This is a genomic window from Clostridioides sp. LIBA-2809 (assembly GCF_056688965.1).
This window is the reverse complement of the sequence record NZ_CP197004.1, coordinates 571,566-596,292: the sequence shown is the minus strand read 5'-3', so window position 1 is coordinate 596,292 and position 24,727 is coordinate 571,566. Positions and strand designations below refer to the sequence as shown.

23 protein-coding genes are annotated in these 24,727 nt (G+C 29.1%); 1 reads left to right on the top strand and 22 read right to left on the bottom strand.

Features of this window, described 5'->3' with window-relative positions; translation table 11 throughout:
* Positions 1 to 7: 7 nt before the first annotated feature.
* From glsA to ACTG44_RS03060, 7 genes are all read right to left on the bottom strand, one after another.
* Entirely contained in the window at positions 8 to 937 is a 930-nt protein-coding gene (glsA, locus tag ACTG44_RS03090) for a glutaminase A (RefSeq protein WP_021383210.1), read from the bottom strand.
* A 420-nt stretch (positions 938 to 1,357) separates the two neighbouring features.
* Entirely contained in the window at positions 1,358 to 3,025 is a 1,668-nt protein-coding gene (locus ACTG44_RS03085) for a uridine kinase family protein (protein ID WP_479921249.1), read from the bottom strand.
* 73 nt (positions 3,026 to 3,098) lie between these two features.
* Positions 3,099 to 3,854: a sugar phosphate isomerase/epimerase family protein gene (locus ACTG44_RS03080; RefSeq protein WP_479921248.1), complete on the bottom strand. Its 756-nt coding sequence runs from the start codon at positions 3,852 to 3,854 to the stop codon at positions 3,099 to 3,101.
* 9 nt (positions 3,855 to 3,863) lie between these two features.
* A complete protein-coding gene (gene lepB / locus ACTG44_RS03075) occupies positions 3,864 to 4,400 on the bottom strand; it encodes a signal peptidase I (protein ID WP_021383221.1) in 537 nt (178 codons plus the stop codon).
* A 164-nt stretch (positions 4,401 to 4,564) separates the two neighbouring features.
* Positions 4,565 to 5,101: a signal peptidase I gene (gene lepB / locus ACTG44_RS03070; protein ID WP_021383227.1), complete on the bottom strand. Its 537-nt coding sequence runs from the start codon at positions 5,099 to 5,101 to the stop codon at positions 4,565 to 4,567.
* A gap of 99 nt (positions 5,102 to 5,200) precedes the next feature.
* Entirely contained in the window at positions 5,201 to 6,511 is a 1,311-nt protein-coding gene (locus ACTG44_RS03065) for an RsmF rRNA methyltransferase first C-terminal domain-containing protein (RefSeq protein ID WP_479921247.1), read from the bottom strand.
* Positions 6,512 to 6,588: 77 nt separating this feature from the next.
* A complete protein-coding gene (locus tag ACTG44_RS03060) occupies positions 6,589 to 7,305 on the bottom strand; it encodes a PrsW family intramembrane metalloprotease (protein ID WP_021383182.1) in 717 nt (238 codons plus the stop codon).
* A gap of 256 nt (positions 7,306 to 7,561) precedes the next feature.
* Here ACTG44_RS03060 and sleC point away from each other — a divergent pair, with 256 nt between their 5' ends.
* Complete coding sequence (sleC, locus tag ACTG44_RS03055) at positions 7,562 to 8,833, top strand: spore cortex-lytic germination protein SleC (protein WP_021383172.1); 1,272 nt, start codon at positions 7,562 to 7,564, stop codon at positions 8,831 to 8,833.
* Positions 8,834 to 9,191: 358 nt separating this feature from the next.
* Here the strand turns inward: sleC and ACTG44_RS03050 are convergent, their stop codons facing one another.
* From ACTG44_RS03050 to ACTG44_RS02980, 15 genes are all read right to left on the bottom strand, one after another.
* Positions 9,192 to 9,848 (bottom strand): hypothetical protein, encoded by a 657-nt coding sequence (locus ACTG44_RS03050; protein ID WP_479921246.1) that lies wholly within the window; start codon positions 9,846 to 9,848, stop codon positions 9,192 to 9,194.
* 739 nt (positions 9,849 to 10,587) lie between these two features.
* Positions 10,588 to 11,163 carry an indolepyruvate oxidoreductase subunit beta gene (locus ACTG44_RS03045; protein ID WP_479919789.1) on the bottom strand — a complete coding sequence of 192 codons (576 nt, stop codon included), beginning with the start codon at positions 11,161 to 11,163 and terminating at the stop codon, positions 10,588 to 10,590.
* A complete protein-coding gene (iorA, locus tag ACTG44_RS03040; RefSeq protein WP_479918091.1) occupies positions 11,163 to 12,944 on the bottom strand; it encodes an indolepyruvate ferredoxin oxidoreductase subunit alpha in 1,782 nt (593 codons plus the stop codon). Before iorA ends, ACTG44_RS03045 begins: the two co-directional genes overlap by 1 nt.
* A gap of 694 nt (positions 12,945 to 13,638) precedes the next feature.
* A complete protein-coding gene (locus ACTG44_RS03035; protein ID WP_021383191.1) occupies positions 13,639 to 14,049 on the bottom strand; it encodes a hypothetical protein in 411 nt (136 codons plus the stop codon).
* 166 nt (positions 14,050 to 14,215) lie between these two features.
* Entirely contained in the window at positions 14,216 to 14,611 is a 396-nt protein-coding gene (locus tag ACTG44_RS03030) for a hypothetical protein (RefSeq protein WP_479918090.1), read from the bottom strand.
* Between the two features lie 208 nt (positions 14,612 to 14,819).
* Positions 14,820 to 16,193 carry a M56 family metallopeptidase gene (locus ACTG44_RS03025; RefSeq protein WP_021383168.1) on the bottom strand — a complete coding sequence of 458 codons (1,374 nt, stop codon included), beginning with the start codon at positions 16,191 to 16,193 and terminating at the stop codon, positions 14,820 to 14,822.
* Positions 16,194 to 16,203: 10 nt separating this feature from the next.
* Positions 16,204 to 16,563, bottom strand: coding sequence for a BlaI/MecI/CopY family transcriptional regulator (locus ACTG44_RS03020; protein WP_479919788.1), 360 nt, complete (start codon positions 16,561 to 16,563; stop codon positions 16,204 to 16,206).
* Positions 16,564 to 16,764: 201 nt separating this feature from the next.
* Entirely contained in the window at positions 16,765 to 17,544 is a 780-nt protein-coding gene (locus ACTG44_RS03015) for a DUF975 family protein (RefSeq protein ID WP_021383181.1), read from the bottom strand.
* 354 nt (positions 17,545 to 17,898) lie between these two features.
* Entirely contained in the window at positions 17,899 to 18,510 is a 612-nt protein-coding gene (locus ACTG44_RS03010; RefSeq protein ID WP_021383193.1) for a DEAD/DEAH box helicase family protein, read from the bottom strand.
* Positions 18,511 to 18,602: 92 nt separating this feature from the next.
* Complete coding sequence (locus ACTG44_RS03005) at positions 18,603 to 19,592, bottom strand: ornithine cyclodeaminase family protein (protein WP_021383161.1); 990 nt, start codon at positions 19,590 to 19,592, stop codon at positions 18,603 to 18,605.
* A gap of 66 nt (positions 19,593 to 19,658) precedes the next feature.
* A complete protein-coding gene (locus tag ACTG44_RS03000) occupies positions 19,659 to 20,522 on the bottom strand; it encodes a DUF3298 and DUF4163 domain-containing protein (RefSeq protein WP_021383164.1) in 864 nt (287 codons plus the stop codon).
* Between the two features lie 121 nt (positions 20,523 to 20,643).
* Positions 20,644 to 21,225, bottom strand: coding sequence for a CheB methylesterase domain-containing protein (locus ACTG44_RS02995; RefSeq protein ID WP_044212594.1), 582 nt, complete (start codon positions 21,223 to 21,225; stop codon positions 20,644 to 20,646).
* 39 nt (positions 21,226 to 21,264) lie between these two features.
* Entirely contained in the window at positions 21,265 to 22,068 is an 804-nt protein-coding gene (locus tag ACTG44_RS02990; RefSeq protein WP_021383196.1) for a CheR family methyltransferase, read from the bottom strand.
* A gap of 35 nt (positions 22,069 to 22,103) precedes the next feature.
* Positions 22,104 to 22,544: a chemotaxis protein CheW gene (locus tag ACTG44_RS02985; protein WP_021383177.1), complete on the bottom strand. Its 441-nt coding sequence runs from the start codon at positions 22,542 to 22,544 to the stop codon at positions 22,104 to 22,106.
* Positions 22,545 to 22,556: 12 nt separating this feature from the next.
* The gene (locus tag ACTG44_RS02980; protein WP_479921245.1) at positions 22,557 to 24,683 is read right to left on the bottom strand and encodes a chemotaxis protein CheW; all 2,127 of its coding nucleotides are present in this window, start codon (positions 24,681 to 24,683) and stop codon (positions 22,557 to 22,559) included.
* Between the last annotated feature and the right edge of the window lie 44 nt (positions 24,684 to 24,727).

The window sequence follows — 24,727 nt, the reverse complement described above, 5'->3', positions numbered from 1 at the left end:
TAAAATTTTAAAAAATATTTAATTTTAATTTATTTGACAACTCCTCTAAAACTTTAACTCCTGCGACGCTGTTACCTTTTTTGTCAAGTGCAGGTCCATAAACACCAATACCCATACGCCCTGGCACAGAAGCCATTATACCACCCCCAACTCCAGATTTTGCAGGAATGCCAACTTTAATAGCAAATTCCCCAGAAGCATCATACATTCCACAAGTCATCATAAATGTTTTGACAATTCTAGAAACCATTTCACTCATCAAATGCTCACCATTTTCTATGTCTACTCCATAGTTAGCAAGATTTATGCCAATTCTCGCCAAATCTACAGAATCTATCTCAATTGAGCATTGTTTAAAATAAAGGTCTAAAACATCCTCTACATTACCTCTGATAAATCCATCACTTTTCAATAAGTAAGCCATTGCTCTGTTTCTATCTCCAGTCATTTTTTCAGACTTATAGACATCATAGTTTATTCCTATATTATCATTTTTTGCCAATCTCCTAAAAAAACTAAGCATTCTTTCTTCTTTTTCTTCCAAACAGCTCCCATTTATAAGAGAAGTGGTTACTATAGCTCCTGCATTTATCATTGGATTACAGGGTTTTTTTGTGTCATTAATTTCAAGTTTCATTATAGAATTAAATGGGTCTCCACTTGGCTCCATTCCAACGTTTGAAAAAACGTCTTCCCAGTCATTGTCCATAAGTGCCATAGCAAGCACAATTGGTTTTGAAATACTCTGTATAGTAAACTTTGTGCTACAATTTCCAGCACTGTAAAGATTATTTTCGCTATCTATTATACAAATTCCTAAATCATTTCTTCTAGCATTTTTTAATTCTGGTATGTAACTAGCGACTTGTCCATAATTAGTATACTTCTTATTAGAACTTATAATTTCTTTTAATAATGTCTCATCTAACGTATTCATAGGCACCTCTTATATTATGTTATATATTCTATTTTAGCACAGATTTATACTATAATAAAACAGTGTTAAAAAAAATTATACTTTAAAACTATTTTTTACAAGAATTTATTCATTTTTCACTCAATTTAGATGTTTAAGTAGTTTAATAGTTCAACCTTTTAAACTCCAAATTTTTATGTCTTCATGTCTTCATGTCTTCATGTCTTCAAATAGATTCTAATATATATTTTAAAATTTGTAACTATTATAGCAAAATAAAAGGGGGTGTCTCAAAAGAATTATTTAGTTCATGAGGCACTCTTTTTTGTATGAAATCAAATATATTTTTATTATTTCAACAATGAAAAAGAGGCTTATCTCTATTTTGAGACAGCCTCTCTTATTTACTAACAAATCTAAAAACAAATACTATAGACCAAATTAATCCACTATTTTACTTCCTCCAATAAATTCCCTAAGAATTGAAGTTCCTGGTATATCAGAAGTATCATCTAGCTCTACAAAATATTGTAAAAACTTTAGTAGTCTAGTTGCTTCAATGTGCGCAGGATTATCTTCTTTTATTTCCTCCAACAAAGGCTTAGCAAATCGCTTCAAAACTGCTAACTCATATACACAAGCAGAATTAAATATAGCATCTGCTTCATCTTGATATGGGAATATATTCTTCTTTTCTCCTCTTCTAACTGATGCCCATTGTAAAATAGTATTATCAGCACTATAACCTCTAAAATTATAATCTCTAACAATTCTTCTTATCATTCTCAAATCAGCAGTAGGAATTCTATTATGGTCATCCAAATTTATTTGAGTAAGGGCACTTATGTATATCTTAAATTTATCTTCTTCTGGTATAGATGATGTTAAAATAGGATTTAGCCCGTGTATACCTTCTAATATAATCGGTTGATTAGAGTCTATCTTTATTTTTTTACCAGTATATTCTCTCTTTCCTTCTTTAAAATTGAATCTTATAGCATCAATTTCTTCACCTGCTAAAAGTCTCTTTAAGTCGAAGTTAAATTTCTCTAAATCTATAGCATAAATTGATTCAAAATCATAATTTCCATATTCGTCTAAAGGAGTATGTTTTCTGTCTATAAAATAGTCATCTAAAGAAATCGAAATAGGATTTAAATTATTCACTCTAAGGTGTATAGATAATCTATGAGCAAAACTTGTTTTTCCAGATGAAGATGGAGCTGCTATTAAGATTACTCTCTTATTATTATCTTTTATCATGTCTGCTATTTGAGATAATTTTTTTTCATGTAACGCTTCAAATGTTCTTATTATGTCTCCATATTCATTGTTTTCTATTATCTTATTAAGTGACACTACCTTGTCAATTCCCATAAGTCTTGACCATTCTTCTGCTTCATAATACACACTTGATAACTTGGGTTGAGGTATAAATTTCATAGGTTTAGTCTTATCTTCTTCACTAGGGCCTAGAATTATAACTCCACCATTGTAAAGTTTAATATCAAATGATTTTATATAACCAGTTGATGGTAGCATATACCCATAAAAATGGTCTATATAGTTTCTACACTTATATACTTTAGCACTGTCATACTCTTTATATTTCAAAAGCTCTGCTTTTTCATACATTTCATTGTTTTCAAAGATAGAAATAGCTTCATCTCTCGTAACTTCAATTTTTTCTATAGTATAATCGTTGTTTACTATCTCTTCCATCTTGTTTTTTATATTTTCAACATCCACTTGTTTAAGTTTTCTCTCTATATGAACTTCACAATATAGCCCATCAGATAATGAATGTTCTATTGTAACTCTGCTATCCCAAAATATTTCTCTACAAGCCATTACAAATACAAATGACATGACTCTAAAGTAAACTCTTTCCCCATCTTCATTAGTAGTATCTAAAAAATTTATCTCACAATCATTCTTTACTCTGCAATTTAGCTCTTTTAATTTATTATCTACAACTGCAAGTGTTATATAACCCTTATGCTCATCACAAAATTCTTTTGCTATATCCCCTAGCCTAATTCCTAAAGAGTTTTCTTCTAATGAATATTCCTTGTCTTTTCCGTCTATTTTTAAGTTTATTTTTTTCACTTCAACATCTCCTTCCTTTTGATGAATACAAATTTTAATCAACGAGGCATATTAACAAGTTAAAGAGAGGTGTTTAACCCTCTCCTACAATACGATTCAATTTACTTATAGTATCTTCAATATCTTCGTAATTTATTTCTAGTACTAAATATTCTGCATCTAATTTTAAGACCTCTTTAATCCCCTCTTCAGATAAAATTCCTTTTCCTATACCTACATGTGTATCATTGATACCATCATTATCACTTAAGTGTATCACTTTTATTTTATCCTTCAAGTTCTTTATATAATCATCCTCATCAATTAAACAGTGTCCAGTATCGTAACAAAAACAAATCTTAGAATTTTTAATTCTATTAAATATATATTCAAAATCATAAGATATATTTCCAATATTTGAAAAATCCCCATTTTTTGAATAAGTATTCTCTATAGATATATACGAGTTTGTATTTATCTTGTCTAAAAAGTCTACACTATTGTCTAAATACTTGTTCCTATTTTTTTTAACTCTATTTGTCATAACATATCCCAAGTGAAGATTAAAATACCTTATATCAAACCCTTTAAGTTCAAATTCTATTTTCTCAATAAAATTTATCCATGAATTTCGTATATACTCTATATTTTCGCAAGTATTTAACTCCATAGGTAAGTGTATCCCTACAGATAATCCTAGCTTAGAAATTCTATCTTTATATTTACGTAACTCACTACATTCAGATATATTGTCAATTCCAATCTCTAAATGAGTTATTTGCTTTATGTTTTCACAAATATTTAAAGCCTCCTCAAGATTAAACAATAAGGATGCTACACCAACTGCCATACAAATCACCTACTCAAAAATACCTATATCTGTAAAAGGAAATACTCTTAAAATAACTTTTCCTTTAATATTTTGTTCATCTACTAATCCTACTTCTTTATATCTACTATCCAAACTTATTTCTCTATTATCTCCCATCGCAAATACTTTCCCCTTAGGAATCACCATATCAATATCGCCTTCAGTATAATTATCATGTATATATGAAACTTCATTTAATAACTTGCCATTTATATAAACCTTCGAATCCCTAATCTTTAGATGGTCACCAGGTACACCTATAACCCTTTTTACAAGCTCTTTTTTTCTTCCATTGTCTTGTAATAAGTCAGTCTTAAATATCATTATGTCTCCACATTTTGGCTCTGACAATTTATATGTCATCCTATTTGCTACCAAATAGTCATGTGATTTAAGCGTCGGGTACATTGATTCTCCATTTACTAGTGTTGGTTTTATAAAACGAGTTATAATAAATGCAAAAAAAAGTGCAGTAATAATTATTTTTATCCACTCTACAATCTCTTCTTTAATAGTTTCATTCATTCACAAATTCTCCTTTATAGTTATATTATCTTTTTTGATAATGCTTTTTTAACATTATCTTTTAGATAAGTCTACTAAATAAGGTGTTGTCTTTTTATACAGACAACTATTGTGCATGGTCTGGTGATTTCAGTTAATCAGCGATTGCTCCAAATTTTATATGTTTAGTCAATAGTTCCTATCTTAGAAAATGGATACAATCTGACTAGAACCTTTCCTAAAACGGTATGCTCGTCGACCAATCCAACCTCATCGTATCTACTATCTAAACTTTTTTCTCTATTATCTCCCATCGCAAATAATTTTCCTTCTGGAACTACTATATCAATATCTCCATCAGTACGATTATTATGTATATAGGAAGTCTCATTTAACAATTTATCATTTACATATACCTTGGAGTCTTCTATTTTCACATGGTCACCAGGAACCCCAATGACTCTTTTTACTAAATCTTTTTTCTTTCCATTTTCTTCTGTTAAGTCGGTTTTGAATACTATTATATCTTTGTATTTTGGCTCTCCTACCTTGTACGCGATTCTATTAACTATTAGGTAATCACGTTCAACCAGTGTAGGATACATTGATTCTCCCTTAACTATTGTTGGCACTATAAAACGAGTTATAGCAAATGCCAAAACAAGAGCTATGACAATCACTTTTATCCATTCTACAACTTCTTTTTTAACTGCTTCACCCACTAAAATCGTCTCCTCTGTATTAAATATTAAGTCAATCTACAGCAAAATAATCTACCATAAACTTACAATATAAATATTATACTTCTTTTTTCTACTAGTTTAAAATAATTTTCTAAGACCTTTAGGATAATGATTCTTAATTACACCAGCAGACTCTTTTCCCCAGCCTAAAGGTACACCTTCAACCGATACCAAAACCCAGCCTCTACTTTCATTAGAATTTACAACATCCCCTTTTAAGTATTTAAGAAGTGACTCACTCTGTACACTAAAGTTTTCGACATTTTTTACATCTTCAACCTTTAAATAATGAGATAGTGCATGAGAAGGCTCAAATCTATTCTTCTTTAAAACCCCTAAATGCAAACCGTATCTCAATACTTTCAGTTTTTTCGTATCTGGATATACTTCTGGAAGTAGGTACAAGTTTTCTCCTCTTAAATAAAATTTATTTTTTTTATTACTATAAAAATCAACCTTTAAAAATTTCTTTTCAAACTCCCTATAATCCTTTATTTCTTTATCTAAATTTTTTATTTTTAATTCCTTGACATTACACTCTTCGTCTTCTAATTTTTTTATTTTGGCAACAAAATGACCTTCTCCCTTTATTTTATGAGGCCATAACCTTTCCATTTCAATAAGTTCTGCATGTTGATATTCACTAATAAACTCATTTATAACATGTTCATTTTCTTCTCTTGAAAAAGTACATGTTGAATAAATTAAAATGCCATCCTTCTTTAACATTTTATATCCATCTCTTATAATTTCTTTTTGAATGGATTGACATTCTAATACCTTTGCATAACTCCAATCTGATATGGCAACCTCATCCTTTCTAAACATGCCCTGACCAGAACAAGGTGCATCTATAATCACCTTATCAAAATACCCATTAAATGCCTTCCTTAAGCTTTTAGAATCAGTATTTGTTATAATACAATTTCTCGCTCCAAATCGCTCTAGGTTTTCACCTAAAGCCTTAATTCTACTCGCATTAATCTCATTGGAAACCAATAGACCTGTATCATTTAATTCAGACAGTATATATGTAGATTTCCCACCAGGAGCAGCACACATATCGAGTACTTTATCCCCCTCTTTAATATCTGCTTTTGGTATCACACTCATGGCAGAAGGCTCTTGCAAATAGTATGCTCCAGCCTCATGCAGTGGATTTCTACCAGGTCTATTGATTTTATCATCATAATAAAAACCCTCTTCTGCCCATGGTATTTGATGTAAATCGAACAAATTTAAATCCAAGAGTTTGTTCTTATCAATTTTTAATGTATTTATTCTAAGACCAGTAGTCTTGTCTTCATCATAACTTTTTATAAAATCATCATATTCATCTTGTAGTATTTCTCTAATATCTTCTAAAAATTCTTTTGGTAAGTTTGCCAAATCTATAATCCCCCTTCAATCTGCTTTGCTTGTCTGTCATTTAATACTTTTAATTGTTTATGTTTTTCTTTTGAACTCTATTTTCTCTTCTTTTTCTTAAGATTACCGAAAAACACTTTTTTAGAGTGATTCATATATTTCTCAAGTTTATCGAGATTTATCTTCCACAACATTATCACATAAACTATAAGTAATATAATAGCCCATCTATATTCTATCATCAATATAAAATCAAAAACTCCATGTAATAAAATTGGAATCAATACAGCCATAAATAAGTACTCACGTCTTTTGCTTTTATTTCCTTCAAACTTATACTTAGAAATATAATATCCCATAGTAATAGCAAACATTACATGAGCTGGGATAGAGATAATCGCTCTATTAATACCAACTTGAAGTGCTAAATTGCCACTCTCAGAAAAAATATAGACTATATTCTCAATTGTTGCAAACCCCAAAGCTAAAAATACAGAGTAAATAATGCCATCTAGTTTTTCCGTGAAATGTTTTTCTTTAATTAGTGCAGGAATTAGTATCAGAGCTTTTACACCTTCTTCCACAAGCCCTGCAACTACAAATGATACATATATTAGTTCTGAATATCCTTCAAATACATTAAATTTCATCATTAAATTTTCTAGAAGTATAATTATAATACTCAAAAAAGCACCTATTAGAAAAAATTTAATCAAATGAATTAGAGGTTCTCTGCAATATCTATCTTTAGACCTTATCCAAAACAGACCTATTAGTATAGGAACTATTGCCAATAAAAATAAATCCAGCTTCATAGATTATTTTCCTTTCAAAATTTTTAATTCATTTCTGCTCAAAATTCTTAATCCATTTCTGTTTTATAGCATCTATTTATTTTTAACTTATTTTGTTTTAAATACACTCTCAAATACACATTAAATTATTAAAAATCAAATATACTAAAACATTAAAAAAATTTAAATTTATATCTATATTATTTAACAAATTTCAAGCTATATTCATATCTTGAAATATAAGGGAACTAAATTCATTTAAAGAAAGGGTGATTTGATGCAAGATGGTTTCTTAACAGTAAGTATAATCGATGCTACTAACAATAGACCTATTCAAAATGCAACAGTAAACATATATTCAATGTCTAATGGTAGCCAAAGCTCATCAACTTTATACCAAAACCTAACAAGTAATGAATCTGGTCAAGTGATTGGATTAGTATTACCAGCACCAGATGTAGATTACTCTCTACAACCATCTGATGTTAGGCCTTACAGCCAGTATATAGTAGAAGCCATAGCAGATGGATATGAAACAGTTGTCATAGAAGGAACACAGTTATTAGCTACAATTGAAGCGAGACAGGGAGTTCCCATGTTTCCTAGAACAAGAAGTAAACGTTCTTTCTCAAGACAAAGTGAATTGATTTTTGACATAGGAGAACATACTTTATTTGGTACTTATCCTCCTAAGATTCCAGAAAGTAATTTAAAACCATTACCACCTCCTACTGGTTTCGTTGTATTAGATAACCCTGTAGTACCTGAATTTATAGTAGTTCATGATGGTTTACCAGAAAATTCATCAGCTCCAAACTATTGGATTCCATTTAAAGAGTACATTAAAAATATAGCATCATCTGAAATATATTCAACTTGGCCTGAGCAGACAATTTATGCAAATATAATAGCTATAATATCATTTACTCTAAATAGAGTATTCACTGAATGGTATAGAAATAAAGGCTATAATTTTACAATAACCTCATCAACAGCATATGACCATAAATTTATAAATAATAGAAACTTATTTGAACCAATTAACGTAGCTGTAGATGCTATATTCAATACATTTATAAAAAGACCTCCCACAGCTAGACAGCCCTTATTAGCACAATACTGTGATGGTCAGAAATCTCAATGTCCTGACCAAATGACTCAATGGGGTAGCAAAGACTTAGGAGACCAAGGGTACGACTATGAAGGTATACTAAGATATTTCTATGGAGATGAGATAGTATTTGAAAAAGCACCTATAGTAAGTGGTGTTCCTGTATCATTCCCTGGTACTACACTACAGGTTGGTTCTTCTGGACAGTATGTTAGAACTATACAAAATCAGTTAAATGCTATATCTAACTCTTACCCAGCTATCCCAAAAGTAAGAGAAGATGGTATCTATGGAACAGACACAGAAAATGCAGTTAAAATATTCCAAGGAATCTTTGGTTTACCTCAAAGTGGAGTAGTAGATTTTAAAACATGGTATGAAATATCTAGAGTTTATGTGGCTACAACTAGAATAGCTTCTTTAAACCCTTTAATTTAAGACTCGAGTTAGAATTTATTTTAAATTATTGGCTAAAAATAAAAATGGCTGTTACGAACTAAGATATACTATAAGTATTTTAACTTCTAAGTATCATAGTCCTAACAGCCATTTTTGTAGTTATAACTTATTGTTTTAGAATCTTAAAACTTTAAATGGGGGATTTTAAGCTTCTTAAAAACAGTACTCGCAAATTTAGCTTTCTTTAAAATCTTATTTTTATTTTGAAATTTAATAAAATGTTAATTATAATGTTAAATTATAATGAAAATATTACGTATTATAAATATAATAATACTATTACTATTTTAAAAGATTATTCCTAGTTTAAATAATACCTTTTACTTCATCACTAAACTTAACTTGCAACTTTAGATTTATTAGCTAAAGCTAAGATTAGCCCTAAAGCTATAGATGCAAATGCAGATGCAATTACTCTATATTCAGCAGGGAATAGGAATACAATTGTGTGGCATGGTATCCAGAAAAATGGTATGGTCTTTAAAACACTAAAACCAAGATAAGCATTCCAGTCCACAATATTTACCACATCTTTAAGTGTTACCTTAATCCCTTTTTCAACTTCATATTTTTTGTCTATAAAACAGTCCATAACCTTATGGAATAAAAATACAGTAGGTGACATTAGTATATTCATGGTTGCACTCTTAAATAAAGCATTCGCAAAAGCTATTCCCTCAAATGGAAGCATACCATCCACTTGTGCTTGACCTACACCTGCTGAGTAGATTGACATAGCATATGTGGTAGCTACACCTATTATTCCCCAGACTATTGCTCTGTAAAAGACTCCTACTGGTATTTTCCAGTCTTTATGCAAAATTCTAGCACCAAGCAAATCTCCCATTGTGGCTAGTACAGCAAACTTGAAAAAACCTCCAATATATGGATGTGCACCTGTTGCTGCCATAAATACTTCTCTACTACTTGGTATCGCTAAGATAGCAATAATACAAATAAGAATTCCACTCCATATAAAATCGCCTTTTTTCATATTATAAATCCTATTTAATATATAAATAGTTCTCCTTCCTGTCAAAGATTTATTTAATTTACAATCTATCTGTAATTATTTATTAATATTGCCTATTAGATATTCATTTTCCATATTTAAATTTATAAAATTCTATTTTTAAATGATTGTATTTTAATCTTAATTTTTATTTATCTTTTCATCTAACCCTTTATCTAGTTTTCAACTAGTCTTATTTACAATCACCTTATAATTGATTTTGTAATTGATTTCCACCCTAGCCCTTTATCTAGTTTTTAACTAGCCTTTTCTACAATCATCTTATAATTTATTTTGTAATTGATTTCCACCCTAACCCTTTATCTAGTTTTTAACTAGCCTTTTCTACAATCATCTTATAATTTATTTTGTAATTTTTCCACCCTAACCCTTTATCTAGTTTTTAACTAGCCTTTTCTACAATCATCTTATAATTTATTTTGTAATTTTTTCCACCCTAACCCTTTATCTAGTTTTTAACTAGCCTTCTCTACAATCATCTATACAATTTGTTTTGTAATTTTTTTCTACCCTAACCCTTTATCTAGTTCTTAACTAGCCTTCTCTACAATCATCTATACAATTTATTTTGTACTTATTCTCTTACCCTAACCCTTTATTTATTTTGTTTTTTAATCATCTAATTTTATAGCCTTATATATGTTTCATTTCCAGTTATTTTTTCTATACATTTACATACTTATAACTTCATTTTTATTTTTTATATACTCATCCCTTCTTTTAAAGCCTTTATATTAATTTCTATAAACTTAGGCTTAACCTGTTGTGACACTATTTTTTCCCAATCTATATCATTCTCTACCTGTAAAGCTTTAATCAATGCTCCTAAAAGAACCACATTCATAACTTTTTCATTTCCAAGACCTCTTGCAATATCAACTGCCTTTATTACAGTTGCATCCACTTTTTCTTTAATATCATCTATTATATTTTCAGGATAATCCACCCTACCTGTTAAAATTGGTGCTGAAGGCATTTCATAGTCATTCACTACTAATTTACCATCAGGTTTTAGAAAATCAAGATATCTCAAAGCTTCCATAGTCTCAAATGAAACTAGCACATCAACATCGCCCTTCCCAAGTATAGGAGAATGTACTTTTTCACCATATCTAACTTGAGTTGTTACACTTCCTCCTCTTTGAGCCATTCCATGGACTTCTGACATCTTAACATCATATCCAGCATCAATAAGACCAGCAGAAAGTATTTTACTTGCTAAAACAGTACCTTGCCCCCCTACACCTGATAGCAATACATTTTTAACCTTTTTCATTATTTTTCACCAACCTTTTTTATAGCATTTACTGGACATACTTGTGCACATACTGTACAACCTACACATTGAGCTTGATTTATACTTGATTTCTTTTTAGATTTATCAAATCTCAGAGCTGGACATCCTGTTGTAAGACATTTCTTACATCCAATACACTTCTCATCATCTACACTACAAACTGATGGTATAAGGTCAAATCTCTTTTTGTCATCTTCTGTGAATTTTTTTAATGCACATGGCCACCTCGTAATTATTACTGAAGGTTCATCAATTGATAAAGCCCATGCTAATGCCCCTTTAACTTCATCCAACTTATTAGGGTTTACAACTTTTATATTCTTACATCCTAAAGCTTTTACTATAGTTTCTATATCCATCATTTCAGTAACATCACCTTGTAATGAAAATCCAGTTCCAGGATTCTCTTGATGCCCTGTCATACCAGTAATTCTGTTATCAAGAATACATGTTACAGTATTACTTTTATTGTAGATTATATCTATAAGCCCATTTATTCCTGTATGGAAGAATGTCGAATCTCCTATTGTACTTATAGTTCTCATATTAATATTATTTTTAGTAAATATTTTTTGTGCCCCATGAGCTACTCCTGGACCACCTCCCATACATATACAAGTATCCTTAGCATTTAAAGGCTCTGCTCCTCCAAGTCCATAACAGCCTATATCTCCACTTATAAGTACATTTTTAACTTTTCCTAACTCATAGAAAAATCCTCTATGTGGACATCCTGCACATAATGTTGGTGGTCTGCCTACTATCTTTTCTTTACTATATTCTATCAGTTCTCTTTTTTCTCCTAAAATTGATTGTGCTATGATATCTGGGTTTAACTCGCCTATATTAGGTATCTTTTCCTTTCCAATACAAGGTATATTATTCTCTTTTAAATGTTCTTCTATATAAGGTTCCAATTCCTCAATTACATAAACAGTATCTACTTGTTCTGTAAACTCCCTAATTTTCTTAGTTGGGAGAGGATACGTAAATCCTAATTTCAAATATGATACAGTATCCCCAAACACATCTTTAGCATACTCATAAGAAGCCCCTGAAGTTATTACACCAATTTTTTTATCATTCCATTCTATAAAGTTTAAATCTGTTTCATTAGAAAACTCCTCGAGTTTTTTTAATCTATCTTCAAGTTTAACTCTAAGTACTCTTGAAGTAGCTGGTATAGCATCAAATTTAGAAAGATTTCTTTCATATTTTTTTACAACTGTTTCTTCTTTTTCTCCCAACTCAACAAGACCTTTACTGTGACATACTCTTGTAACCATTCTGAATAAGACTGTAGTATCGTATTTTTCACTTATTTCAACAGCTACTTTTAACATATCTTTACATTCTTGGCTATTGCTTGGCTCTATCATAGCTATTTTTGCAAATTTAGCATAGTGTCTATTATCTTGTTCATTTTGTGATGAATGCATTCCAGGGTCATCTCCAGATACAATAATCATTGCACCATTTACTCCCATATACGCATATGTAAATATTGGGTCTGCTGCTACATTTACTCCAACATGTTTCATAGCTGCAAGTGCTCTTCCACCTGCAATAGATGCCCCTATTGCAGACTCTACTGCTACTTTTTCATTTGGTGCCCACTCTGCAATTATGTCATCTTTATATAGTGCTATATTTTCTAATATTTCAGTACTTGGTGTTCCTGGATAAGCAGCTGCATAAGATATTCCTGCTTCATAAGCTCCACGTGCTACTGCCTCATTTCCTGTAAGCAATTGTTTCATTACTCTCCCCCCTTAAAAATAATACGCTTTTAATAGCTTAGTGTACTTGTTATGATACATTTTAAAAGCTATCAACATATATTTATTATCAACATAGTATAGGTATTGATAAGTAAATAATGATAAAATTAATCCACAAATTTATAATCATATTATTACTTTATGTATTAAGCAATTGTTATGCCAAGAAGTTTAAATTTTTTAAAACCCCTTTTAAAAATACTAAATTGATTATTTCCTTTAACTTTTAATGAATCTAATAGATAATATTTAATTTTCGTTAGAATTTTCAGAATGTTTGAATTATTATTTTGGATAAAAAAAAATAATGTTAACATTTCTTAACATACATTAAAAAATGTTAACATTATAAATTGGGTTTAATACTTTTACTTTGACTTGATTTACTTTTATTTTGTTTTTCTTCTAATTCTTACTTCCTTTTTAGCTTAGACTTTAGCTCTTTTATTACTTATCTGAGTCTCATTTTATTCTTACTCAATATATTCAATTACACTTGTCTAAGTTTTTTTAATACTTTTTTACTTCACTTTAACAAACTTAAATTTCATTTGGGTAGTGCAGTTGATGAATATTTAGATAACCATCAACTGCATGTTTACATCACAGTAGCCTAATGTATTTAATCACGCTTATTTAGGGTTTTAAGATATCTTTGAGATTATATTTAACACTAATTAGTTGCTACAAAACTTGAAGAAACTGAAACTTGAGTCCCATCTTCATTTTCTATAGTGATAGGCTTCATAATTTTTAATCCTTCAGTTTTTATCTTTTCTAACTCTTGTTCCATTATCTTAATTGTTTTTTCAAGGTCCTCTTGACTTACATCTTTAGTTGCATTAGGGTCTTTAGCATATGCCTTTAATTCTTCAATATGTTTAGCATATTCTTCATAAGTATAATACTCTACTCCATACTTTTCTAATTCAGCAGGCTCAGTTATTCCTGATTTTATTAGAGAATCAAATTTCTCTAATGTAATATTAGAGGAATCATTTCCATTCGCAAATACTGCTCCAGTTCCTCCTAGTATCATAGCAGATACTATCATTGTACTTAAAAGGGATTTTTTTATTTTCATAACCAATCTTCCTTTCTTAAAGATTTATTTGGGTATTGTAGTCGGCAATGACTATTGCAATAGTTATTAACTACATCTTTAGACTATCACAATAGTCACTTTTCTGTCAAGCATTTTTATAAACTTTTTAATAAAAAAGCAATGTCAACACTACAAGCTGGGTAGATTATCTACCACAGAAAATTACAAGCCCATTTCCAGTCTCTACTCTAATAGGTTTCATAATCTTCAATCCTTCAGTTTTTATTTTCTCTAAATCTTGTTCCATTTTTTTAATTCTCTTTTCAAGGTCTTTTGCAGATACATCTTTAACTTCATTAGGGTCTTTAGCATATGCTTTTAAATCTTCAATATTTTTAGCATACTCTTCATAAGTGTAATACTCTACTCCATACTTTTCTAATTCAGCAGGCTCACTTATTCTTGATTTTATTAGAGAATCAAATTTATCTAATGTAATATTAGATACATTACTATTTTCATTCGCAAATATTGACCCTGTTCCTCCTAATACTATAGCAGCTGCCATCATTGTACCCATAAGAGATTTTTTTATTTTCATAACCAATCTTCCTTTCTTAGATATTTATTTAAGTATTGTAGTTGATAGTGACTATCACAATAGTTATTAACTACACTTTTAGACTACCATGATAGTCACTTTTATGTCAAGTATTTTTATGATTTTTTTAATAAAAAATACTATCTCAAAATAATTAAACTTATTTTAAGATAGTATTTTAATTCTAAATCTCTTGTATCTCTAAGATTTATGGTTCTTTTACAGAAGTTCTATATTGTACTTTGCTTACTGACAACAAATTTCCTTGTCTTGATATAACTAAACCATTCTCATCATAACCAATTTCCTGAACTGAATAATTTTTTGAATTAGTATAAAATACATCATTGTAATTACTAGATTTATTCACAGACATATATTCATTACTTTTAGATTTACTTGATTTACTAATGGATTCATCTTCATTGCTTTTAGATTTACTCACTTTACTCATGGATTCATCTTCTTTATTCCTAGATGCCTTTGACATGCTAACAGAAATATCTGAATCTATACTTGAAGAATATAAATCATTAGATTTATTACTTAATGAAACTTCACTTTTATCACTTTTTGTTAAATCAAAAGATTCAACTTCATTAATTTCTTTATTCCCTGTTGCGAAAACAAGACTTGTTCCACAAACTAATACAGCTGAAACTAAAAAGGTAACATAAGTTGACTTTTTAAACTTCATAACATTAACTATTCTATCTTCTATCTTTGTCTTTCCAAATCCATTGTAAATCGCCATTGAAAATGGGTTATTCTCTTCTGCTAAACTTATCAATGCAGTTGCATAATCAGCTCTGTATTCTTCCCCAATCATATTCATCACTTTTTCATCGCAACTAAATTCTATATCTTTATTTAGTAAAAAAAACATTACCCAAACTAAAGGATTAAACCAATGAATAACAAGAGCCAAAAGCATAAACAACTTCAACATATTGTCAAACCTGTTAATATGAACCATCTCGTGAGTCAAAACAAAGTTTAAAGTCTGATTATTACTATAGTCCATTTGCTTTGGTAAAATAATACGTGGTTTTAAAATACCAGATGTAAGCGGTGTCTTAGTAAATTCAGATACACAAACCATAAATTTTCTAAAGCACCTATTTTCACATATCCATTTTTTAATAAAATCATGATTTTTTATATGTATTGAAGTTTTAAAAAGATTAATTATTTTAATATACTTAGAGCATAAAAACATACTAAGTATAATAGTAACCACAAGGGACAAAATACCTAACATTTCCAATATTGTAAGATTCTCAATATCAGATAGTACTTTATTGTTAGAAGTATTTTTACCTATAGATTTACTGACTTTCTTAAGAGTGTAATCTTCAGATGATGTGGCTCCTAACTCAACATTAAAAGTAGATTCAATTATACTATAAATACTAAAACCAGAGTTTAAACTTACTGGTATAAGAAGTTTAAGCAATACAATCAACCATAATAATACAAATACCTTTTTAGGTAATTTTTTAAATAAACATGCTCTTATGAAAATAATAATTAAAAGTAAAACTCCAGAAGTAAAACTCATTTCTAACAATTTAATGAACATAAATCTTACCTCACTTTAATTTTTCGACAATCTGCTTAAGTTTTGTAATATCATCACTTGAAAGATTTTCTTTATTAAGAAAAGCTGAAAGAAATTTCTCTGAAGACCCTCCAAACATCTTATTAATTAGTGTTTCTGTTTCCTGTTTTTGTACTTCTTCTTTACTTATTAAAGCTTTACAAACAAAATTCGGTTCAATTCTCTCTATTGCACCTTTTGCAACTAATTTTTTTATAACTGTATAAGTAGTATTCCTATTCCATCCAGTTTCTTCTTTTAATATCTTTACTAGCTCCCCTGCCTTACTTTCTCCTAACTCCCATAGAACTTCCATTACTTTAAGTTCTGAATCAAATAATTTTATTTCCATATAAAATCGCTCCTCAAATATGGTTATCGCAATAGTCATTACTATAATTAAAAACTATCATAATAGTCTATACTATGTCAACCATTTATTTTTTAATAACAAAAACTGCCTTTAAGAAAATAATTCCTCTAAAAGACAGTTTTGTCAATGTATACTTTACTATTTAAGTTAAACTATATTTTCTTTAACTATAAAACTATCTTAATACATAGAATAAGATTTTTCTTTATCTAATAATATATCATCTACATCTGGATTCTCTTTTAATAATTGTCTATAAAAATTACAGTTAGTAACTCCTACATATGGAATCAACCATATTAGACCTATTCCAAGAGTAACTATTGCCAGTATATACCATCCTATGAAGCTAAGGTTTAGTACAAATAATTTAAGTACATTTCCTTTCATCATATCTAAACTGGCACCCATAGCTTTAAATACGCCCATATTATCCTTATCTTCACAAATTAAGAAAGCAGCTTGAGAAACATATAATAGCAATATATAAACTGGTAACATAAGAACAAATATTATAAGAACTAAAGTTATTCCAGTAGAAATAATTGTTCCTATCCCAACAGTATCACTTGATAGATATTCAATCGCTCCACTAGTAATTAAAACTCCAAATGATAAAAATGCTCCTATAATTGTGATTATAAAAGAATAAATATAAACAGCAATTGATTCTAATATATAAAATCCAAAACTTCTTAAATAAATTCTTCCATTTACAAAGATATCTCCTATTTTTACTTTTTCATCTTTAGTAATCTTTAGGAACATACATGTAAATCCTGCTGCAACGCAAAAACCTATTATAGCTACTACAATAGTAGTTAAAGGTTCAAAAGGCAATCCTACAATTGATATTAGTACTATCAATGCAATGTATACTGCCATAGCAATTGCACATGTACCCCAGTTTCCAGACAATTGAGCTTTGGACACTCTTTTTAATTCTTGCCTTGATACCATAAAAAACACCCCTCTCATTTCATATAAAATTTCTTTTAAAAAATACATAAGTAAATTTTTAACGCATAATATAATATTAATATATCATATTTTCGACTATATAACACACAATTATTCACCATGTTTTATCAAGATATCTCATAATTGTATTGCTAGTTTTATATAGTCAGTATTACCAAATATATCAAATTAATTTGGCTAATAGTACAATAAAATAATCAAGTAGGTCGTATTAAATACCCTGATAAAATACGTTACCTATAAAATATAATTTATATTTTTAGAATAAAATAAACTATCCTCCAAACATTTTATTATATGTTTAAAAGATAGTTTTTGTGTCTTTAAAATAAATTAAATTGTATATATTCCTTCACATAATGTTTGTATATTACTAGGTGGTTGCCATTTACCATCTTTTTTAGTATATGTAATTAAAGTTGTAACATCCTTAGTTGGCTTTTTATTGTAAAGGTCTATAATCATTTTTGCCATATCATCTTGAACTTCTTTTTCTTTTTTGTTGTAGTTCTTTTCATCAGTTACATATGATTTTACTAAATTATTTGCTTCAGACATTACTTTACTAGTATCTAATGCTTTACTTACAACTTTTAAAGTTATCTTATCCTTACTAGAAGAGTCTACTGTTACAGTCTTTTCAACTCCTTGGATTAACTTAACAATTGTGTTGTATATCTTTTCAGCATTTTCTTTACCATAAAGAGGTGTCAATTGAGCTAACATTGAAACCTTGTCCTTGCTATTATAAGTTTGAATTTGCTTATATTCAACTTCTGTTAATGCGTCAGAAATTCCCTTTTCGTCATATTTATACATTTCTAGTGCAGCTAAATTGGCTTCAAAATTTGATTTTACTTTTTCTTCTGCATTAGAACACCCTATAGTTAAAACTAAAACTAGAGCCATAATCGAAGATAATATTAACTTTTTTACCATTTTCATACAAATATCCTCCCTCAACTAAGATAATAAAAAAATTTATTTATCAACATTATAACATAATTTTGTCTAATCATAGACTTATTTTGAAATTTTTACCACTGCCAGTCCATTCCAATACCGTTTTCTTTTGCTTTATCATATATTCTTTTTGCTGTTACGACATCTTGTACACCTATTCCGACAGTTTTAAACACAATTATTTCATCATCATTTTCTCTTCCAGGGATAGTTCCATTTATAACATTACCTAAATCACCGCTAAAATCATCTTTACTTATTTTACCTTCTTCTAATGGAATTAGTATATCTCCTGATTCAGATAAAACTGCATCTGTTGATTCAAAAAATATCTTAGATGCTCTAGTTAAGCAATTTGGGCACAACTCTTGCATATCTGGCATATATGAACCTACTGCACTTACTAAAGCTCCTTTTTTTACTAAGTTTCCATTAAGTACTGGTTGTTTTGATGGAGTAGCTAGAACTATTATATCTGCATTGTCTATAGCTGCATCAGAAGATTCAACTGCAATTATTTTAGTATTATATTTACTTAATTTTAAATTCATTTCTTCAGCAAACTTTTCTCTACTTTCCTTGTTTCTACTAAAAACTCTCACTTCATCCAAAGTTCTAGCTTCTATCATAGCTTCAAGTTGTGGCTCACCTTGTCCTCCTAGACCAATTAAAGCTCCTATCTTAGAATCTTTTTTAGCCAATACATCTATAGCTGCTCCAGATGCTGCTCCAGTACGAATCTGAGTTACATAAGTCCCATCTAAGGCTGCACTCACTTCTCCAGTTTCGCCATCTAATAATAATACTGTTGCTGGAATTACTGGTTTACCTTTTTGAGCATTTTTAGGAAATACAGATACAATTTTTATTCCCCCACATCCCAATTCTTCTACATATCCTGGCATAAATAACATACTAGCATCTTGACTTGGAACTTGTATATTGGTTCTCAAAGGATTTACACTTTTTCCTTCACAATAAATTCTAAAAGCTTCCTTGTCAGCCTCAATTGCATCTCTCATTGTAAATACTTTTTTTATGTCGTCTTTTTTTAAAAGTAGCATTTTTATACCCCCAATTTTAATAAATCTCTATGCTAGATATTATAGCATAACATTTAATTTAAGTTTCTATTTCAAATTAAATAAATCTACATATTCTGGTTTTAACATATAGCTTATTAATTTTTTGTTTATTGAAAATTCTGGTATTCCTGCTGCATATGGAGTTATATCATATAAATCAAAATACATAACTAAATTCTCATCCTGTAAATAAAAGTTTTGATTTTCTTTTATACCTTTGAAATTGTATATTCCGATATTTTCTTTATCCTTTTTTTCCAACTCAGCTATTTGTCTTTTAATTTCTTCATCTATAACTTCCTTATATTTAGTGTTATCTTTAAATAAGTCCATTAGTTCTAAAAATTTTCCTGTTCTCATATCCACATTGTATGCTATATCTTGATAAAATCCATGTGCACCACCACTATAAGTATAATATCTTACTTTTATACTAAGAGCAGAGTCAGTATTCTTTTTAAGTTCAAAATCCACATTTGCAACAAACTTATTTTCTTCATCAGGATTATCCTTAAGATATTGTTTTGCTTCTGTATATGATTTGTTATAAAATTCAAAGATATCATTTTTTATTTTATCATTTGTAGACCTTTCAACAATCTTATTTGAATTTGTTATTATAGGCATATTTATAGTACTTTCTAGATATTCATCATTTTTCACTATTGTTTTACTTCCTATTGTACTTACTGATAAAGTTTGTTTACTCTTTGTGTTATCTTTTGGCAATGATTGATTACTCATAACACTTACTGCTTCTTTATTCCTATTTAGATTAATTGAAGCATCTTTCCCTAAATTATTATATATATGGTCATGTTTAATTGCTAAAACAGCTATTATAGTCAAGGTTAAAACAAATACATATCTTAAAACTTTAGCTTTCATATCGCCTTTAAAAAATTTCATATTATCATTTTCCTCCTAAATATAAATCTCTCTTCTTATATTTGGAGTTTCTAGGGTTTTTTATCCATATAATTTAATAAAAGATTAATTTTTTATTTACAAAAAATTAATCTTTTCGTCTTTAAATATTAAGATGTCTCATCAAACAGTTTGAAATTTCAGCAAGTGGTAATTGTAATATAACAGAACCCCTATCAAAAGCCACCATTGGCATGCCATATACTATGCAAGAACTTTCATCTTGACCAATAGTAAATGAACCACTTTCTTTCATTTTTAAAAGTCCATTTGCACCATCAGAACCCATGCCTGTAAGTATTATGCCTATTGAATTTTTACCTGCTACTTCTGCAACTGAATCAAATAAAACATCTACTGACGGACAATGACCACTTATTCTTTCACCTTTTTCACAAGTTACATAATATCCGTCTTTATTCACATGTAATTTCATCTGATAGCCTCCAGGTGCAATTAACACAGTTCCCCGTTCTACTCTATCATTATTTTTAGCTTCTCTTACATTCATAACACACTGCTTGTCAAGCCGTTGTGCATACATATCAGTAAATATAGCTGGCATATGTTGAACTACAACAACTCCTGGTGTCGATTTTGGTAAGTCTTTTATAATTTCAAGTATTGCCTCTGTGCCACCTACAGATGCACCTATAGCAATTACCATATTATTAAAATGTTCCACATTACCGCCTCCACAAAATCATATATCAAAAATACTCTTTTATTTTTTATAGACAGCAGGTCTTACATATTTATATTTGGTATTGCTTCTATTAATTATCTCTGCATGACCTACAAATAAAAAGCTATCTTGTTTAGTTACACTATAAAATTTATTTATGAGTTCTTCTCTAGTTTTTAAATCAAAATAAATCATAACATTTCTACAAAAAATCAAATCAAAATGTTGATACGAGAAATCGTTCATTAAATTAAATGGTTTAAAAACCACACTTCTTCTAATCTTATCACAAACTTTAAATGTACCATCTTTGTTGTCTATGAAATACTTCTTCTTCCATAAATCAGGAACATTGTTAACATTTAATTCTGTGTATGTAGCTCTTTTAGCTTTTTCAAGTGAATTCATTGAAATATCAGTAGCTATAATTTTAATATTCCACAAATCTTTATTATGTCCAAAATAGTCATCTAAAGTCATAGCTATTGAATACGCTTCTTCTCCACTAGAACAACCTGCACTCCATATATTCAAGTTTCTTAATTTATTGTTTTCTTCCCAAAAAGGAAGTATATTATTATGTATAAACTCAAAATGCTGGGGTTCTCTCATAAAAAAGGTATGATTAGTACTCAGTCTATTTATTAGGTTTATAGCTTCATTTCCTGTCTTGTCTTTAAATAATAGATTCATATACTGACTAAAAGAACTAAACTTTCTTTCTCTCATTGTATTATATAACCGACCCTCAATTAATGCTCTTTTTTTGCTTAAATCAATACCATATTCTTTTTTTATATGGTTTACAAGAATTATAAATTCTTCATCAGTGAGCTTTATCATGCAAAAAATTCCTCCTGCTAATTTGTCAAAACTAACTACATGTTGTTAATCAAAAACTTTTGAATATCTAAAATTAGTATAGAATTATCTCCAACTTTTGCGATTTCTTTTACATCTTTATTCGTATTTATGTTGTTAGAATCGGTTGTCTCTAATATATTTAATTTCTTTATTTGGATAACATCGACAACTTTATCTACAATAATTCCAACTTGATACTCATCAACCTTTGTAATTATTATACATGTTCTCTCATTATAATCAGTCTCAGGAAGATTGTATTTTATATGCATATTAGTAATAGGTATTATCCTTCCTCGTAAATTAATAACTCCACTTATATACTTTGGAAGACATGGTACATATGTTATTGATTGAAATCTTATAGTCTCAATCACATTTTCTAATTCTATTCCATAAAGAACATCATTAACATAAAATGTTAATACTTGTTTAATAATTTCATCTTTAGACATACTTTAAATCCCCTAATATATTTCCATAATGTTATCTGCATCTATAATCAAGCTTATACTTCCATCTCCAAGTATTGTACATCCTGATAATCCATTGTTTTTCATATTGAACCGGTTAAAATAAACTGGAAATGGCTTTACAACAACTTGTTGATTTCCTATTATTTCATCAACAAAAATACATGCTGCTTTCTGCTCATTTTCAATAATTATCATATTACCATGCATTAGATTAGTTACCTCTGTTTGAATATTATATATTTTATGCAACCTTATAATAGGGATACATGCTCCATATATCATAATTAACTCTCTTGTATTACCTTCTGTAACTATTTGGTTTAAATCTGTGAGTTTAAACGTTCTTCTTATTGATGATATTGGTAAAGTAAATAGCGAATCTCCAACTTTAAACTCCATACCTTCTACTATCGAAAGAGTCAGTGGTATTTTCATAGTAAATGTTGTTCCTTCATCTTGTTTGCTTTTTACCTCAATTGAACCTCCAACCTTTTCAATACTTTTACGTACAATATCCATGCCTACTCCTCTACCAGAAAATTCAGTTACAGATTCTTTTGTAGAAAATCCTGGAGTCATAATCAAAGAATTGACCTCATCATCAGTATATTCATTGCTTGAATGTTTAAGGATACCTTGCTCTTTGGCTTTTGCTAAAATCTTATCTTTCATAAGACCTCTACCATCATCTGAAATACTTATTACGGCTTCTCCACCTAAGTTTTCAGCAGATAGAACTATCTTTCCTACTTCTTCTTTACCTTTAGCTATCCGTTCTTCAATAGGTTCTATTGCATGGTCCATAGCATTTCTTATAAGATGCATAAATGGTTCTGCTAAATTATCAATTACATTTTTATCTACTTCTGTTTCTGCACCTATAGTTATTAATTCTACATTTTTATCCAATTTTTTATTCATATCTCGTACAATTCTATGCATTTTTTGAAATACACCAGCAATTTGAATCATACGCATTGACATTACTATGTCCTGTAATTCATCTGTAAGCTTATGCAATTGTCTAGTTGCTTTATTGAAATTATCTATATCAACACCTGTAGAGTTCACACTATTTACAACCATTGATTCCATAATTACAATTTCTCCAACTATATTTTGAAGTAAGTCTAATTTTTCTAAATTTACACTCATAATACTCTGTTTACTTATTGGCAAATGTTCATTCTCATCACTTAGACTGTACTTTTCTATGTCTACTTTTTCTTTTAAAATATTTTCTTGTGGTTCATATTCTGTTGTATAAGTGTTTTGATACTCTACGCTTATTTCCTGATTATTTTTTAATTTATTTTCTATTTCACTATTATCCAAGGTTCTTTTTACTTCTATATCTTTTTCACTAATATTTAGGTATTCTTTTACATATAGATTCTCTTGTATAGTCCTATAAACTATGCTTTTGTCATCTTTAGCAATAAACTGTATATAAAACCCATATTTTTTAATATATTCTGCTGTTTCTGTATTTGTTTCCACATCTTTAGGATAAAATTCTAGAAATTTACAGTAGTCCCTTATTTCAAATATAAGCATAAAAGCTCTTACATTTTCCATCATGCAATCTTGTTCAAAGATTATTTTTGCTATATCAGAACCTTCTTTATATGAAAAAACTGAATCTATTATTTCTTTATCATCTGTACCTTCTAAGCTTGTATTTTCTTTTGGTTCCATAGAGCTTGATATCTCCAAAGTACTTACATAATCTTTAATTGTTTCTATAAAGTTAGAGTAATCAGAAGATATGCAATCTCCTGACTGCAACTTACCTATATCACATCTTATAAAATCCAAAGATTGAAAAACTAAATCAAACAAAAAGTCATTGTCTAAAACTTCTATTTTTTCTTCACGTATGACATAAAACAAGTCTTCTACACTGTGTGCCAAAGCGGCTATGTTGTCTAGCCCCATCATAGAGGCTGAACCTTTTATCGTATGCATTATTCTAAAAGTTTCATTAATATTGCTATAATTAAATACTTTTTCTTTTTCTGTTTGAATCATAATTTCATCTAATTGTTCAAGTAATAGACTTGTCTCAAATATAAACATATCTAACATTGGTCTCATACTCGGTTCAATATAATTCATATTTATCACCTACGGCCTCAAATAATTTTCTATTTTCCGTTATA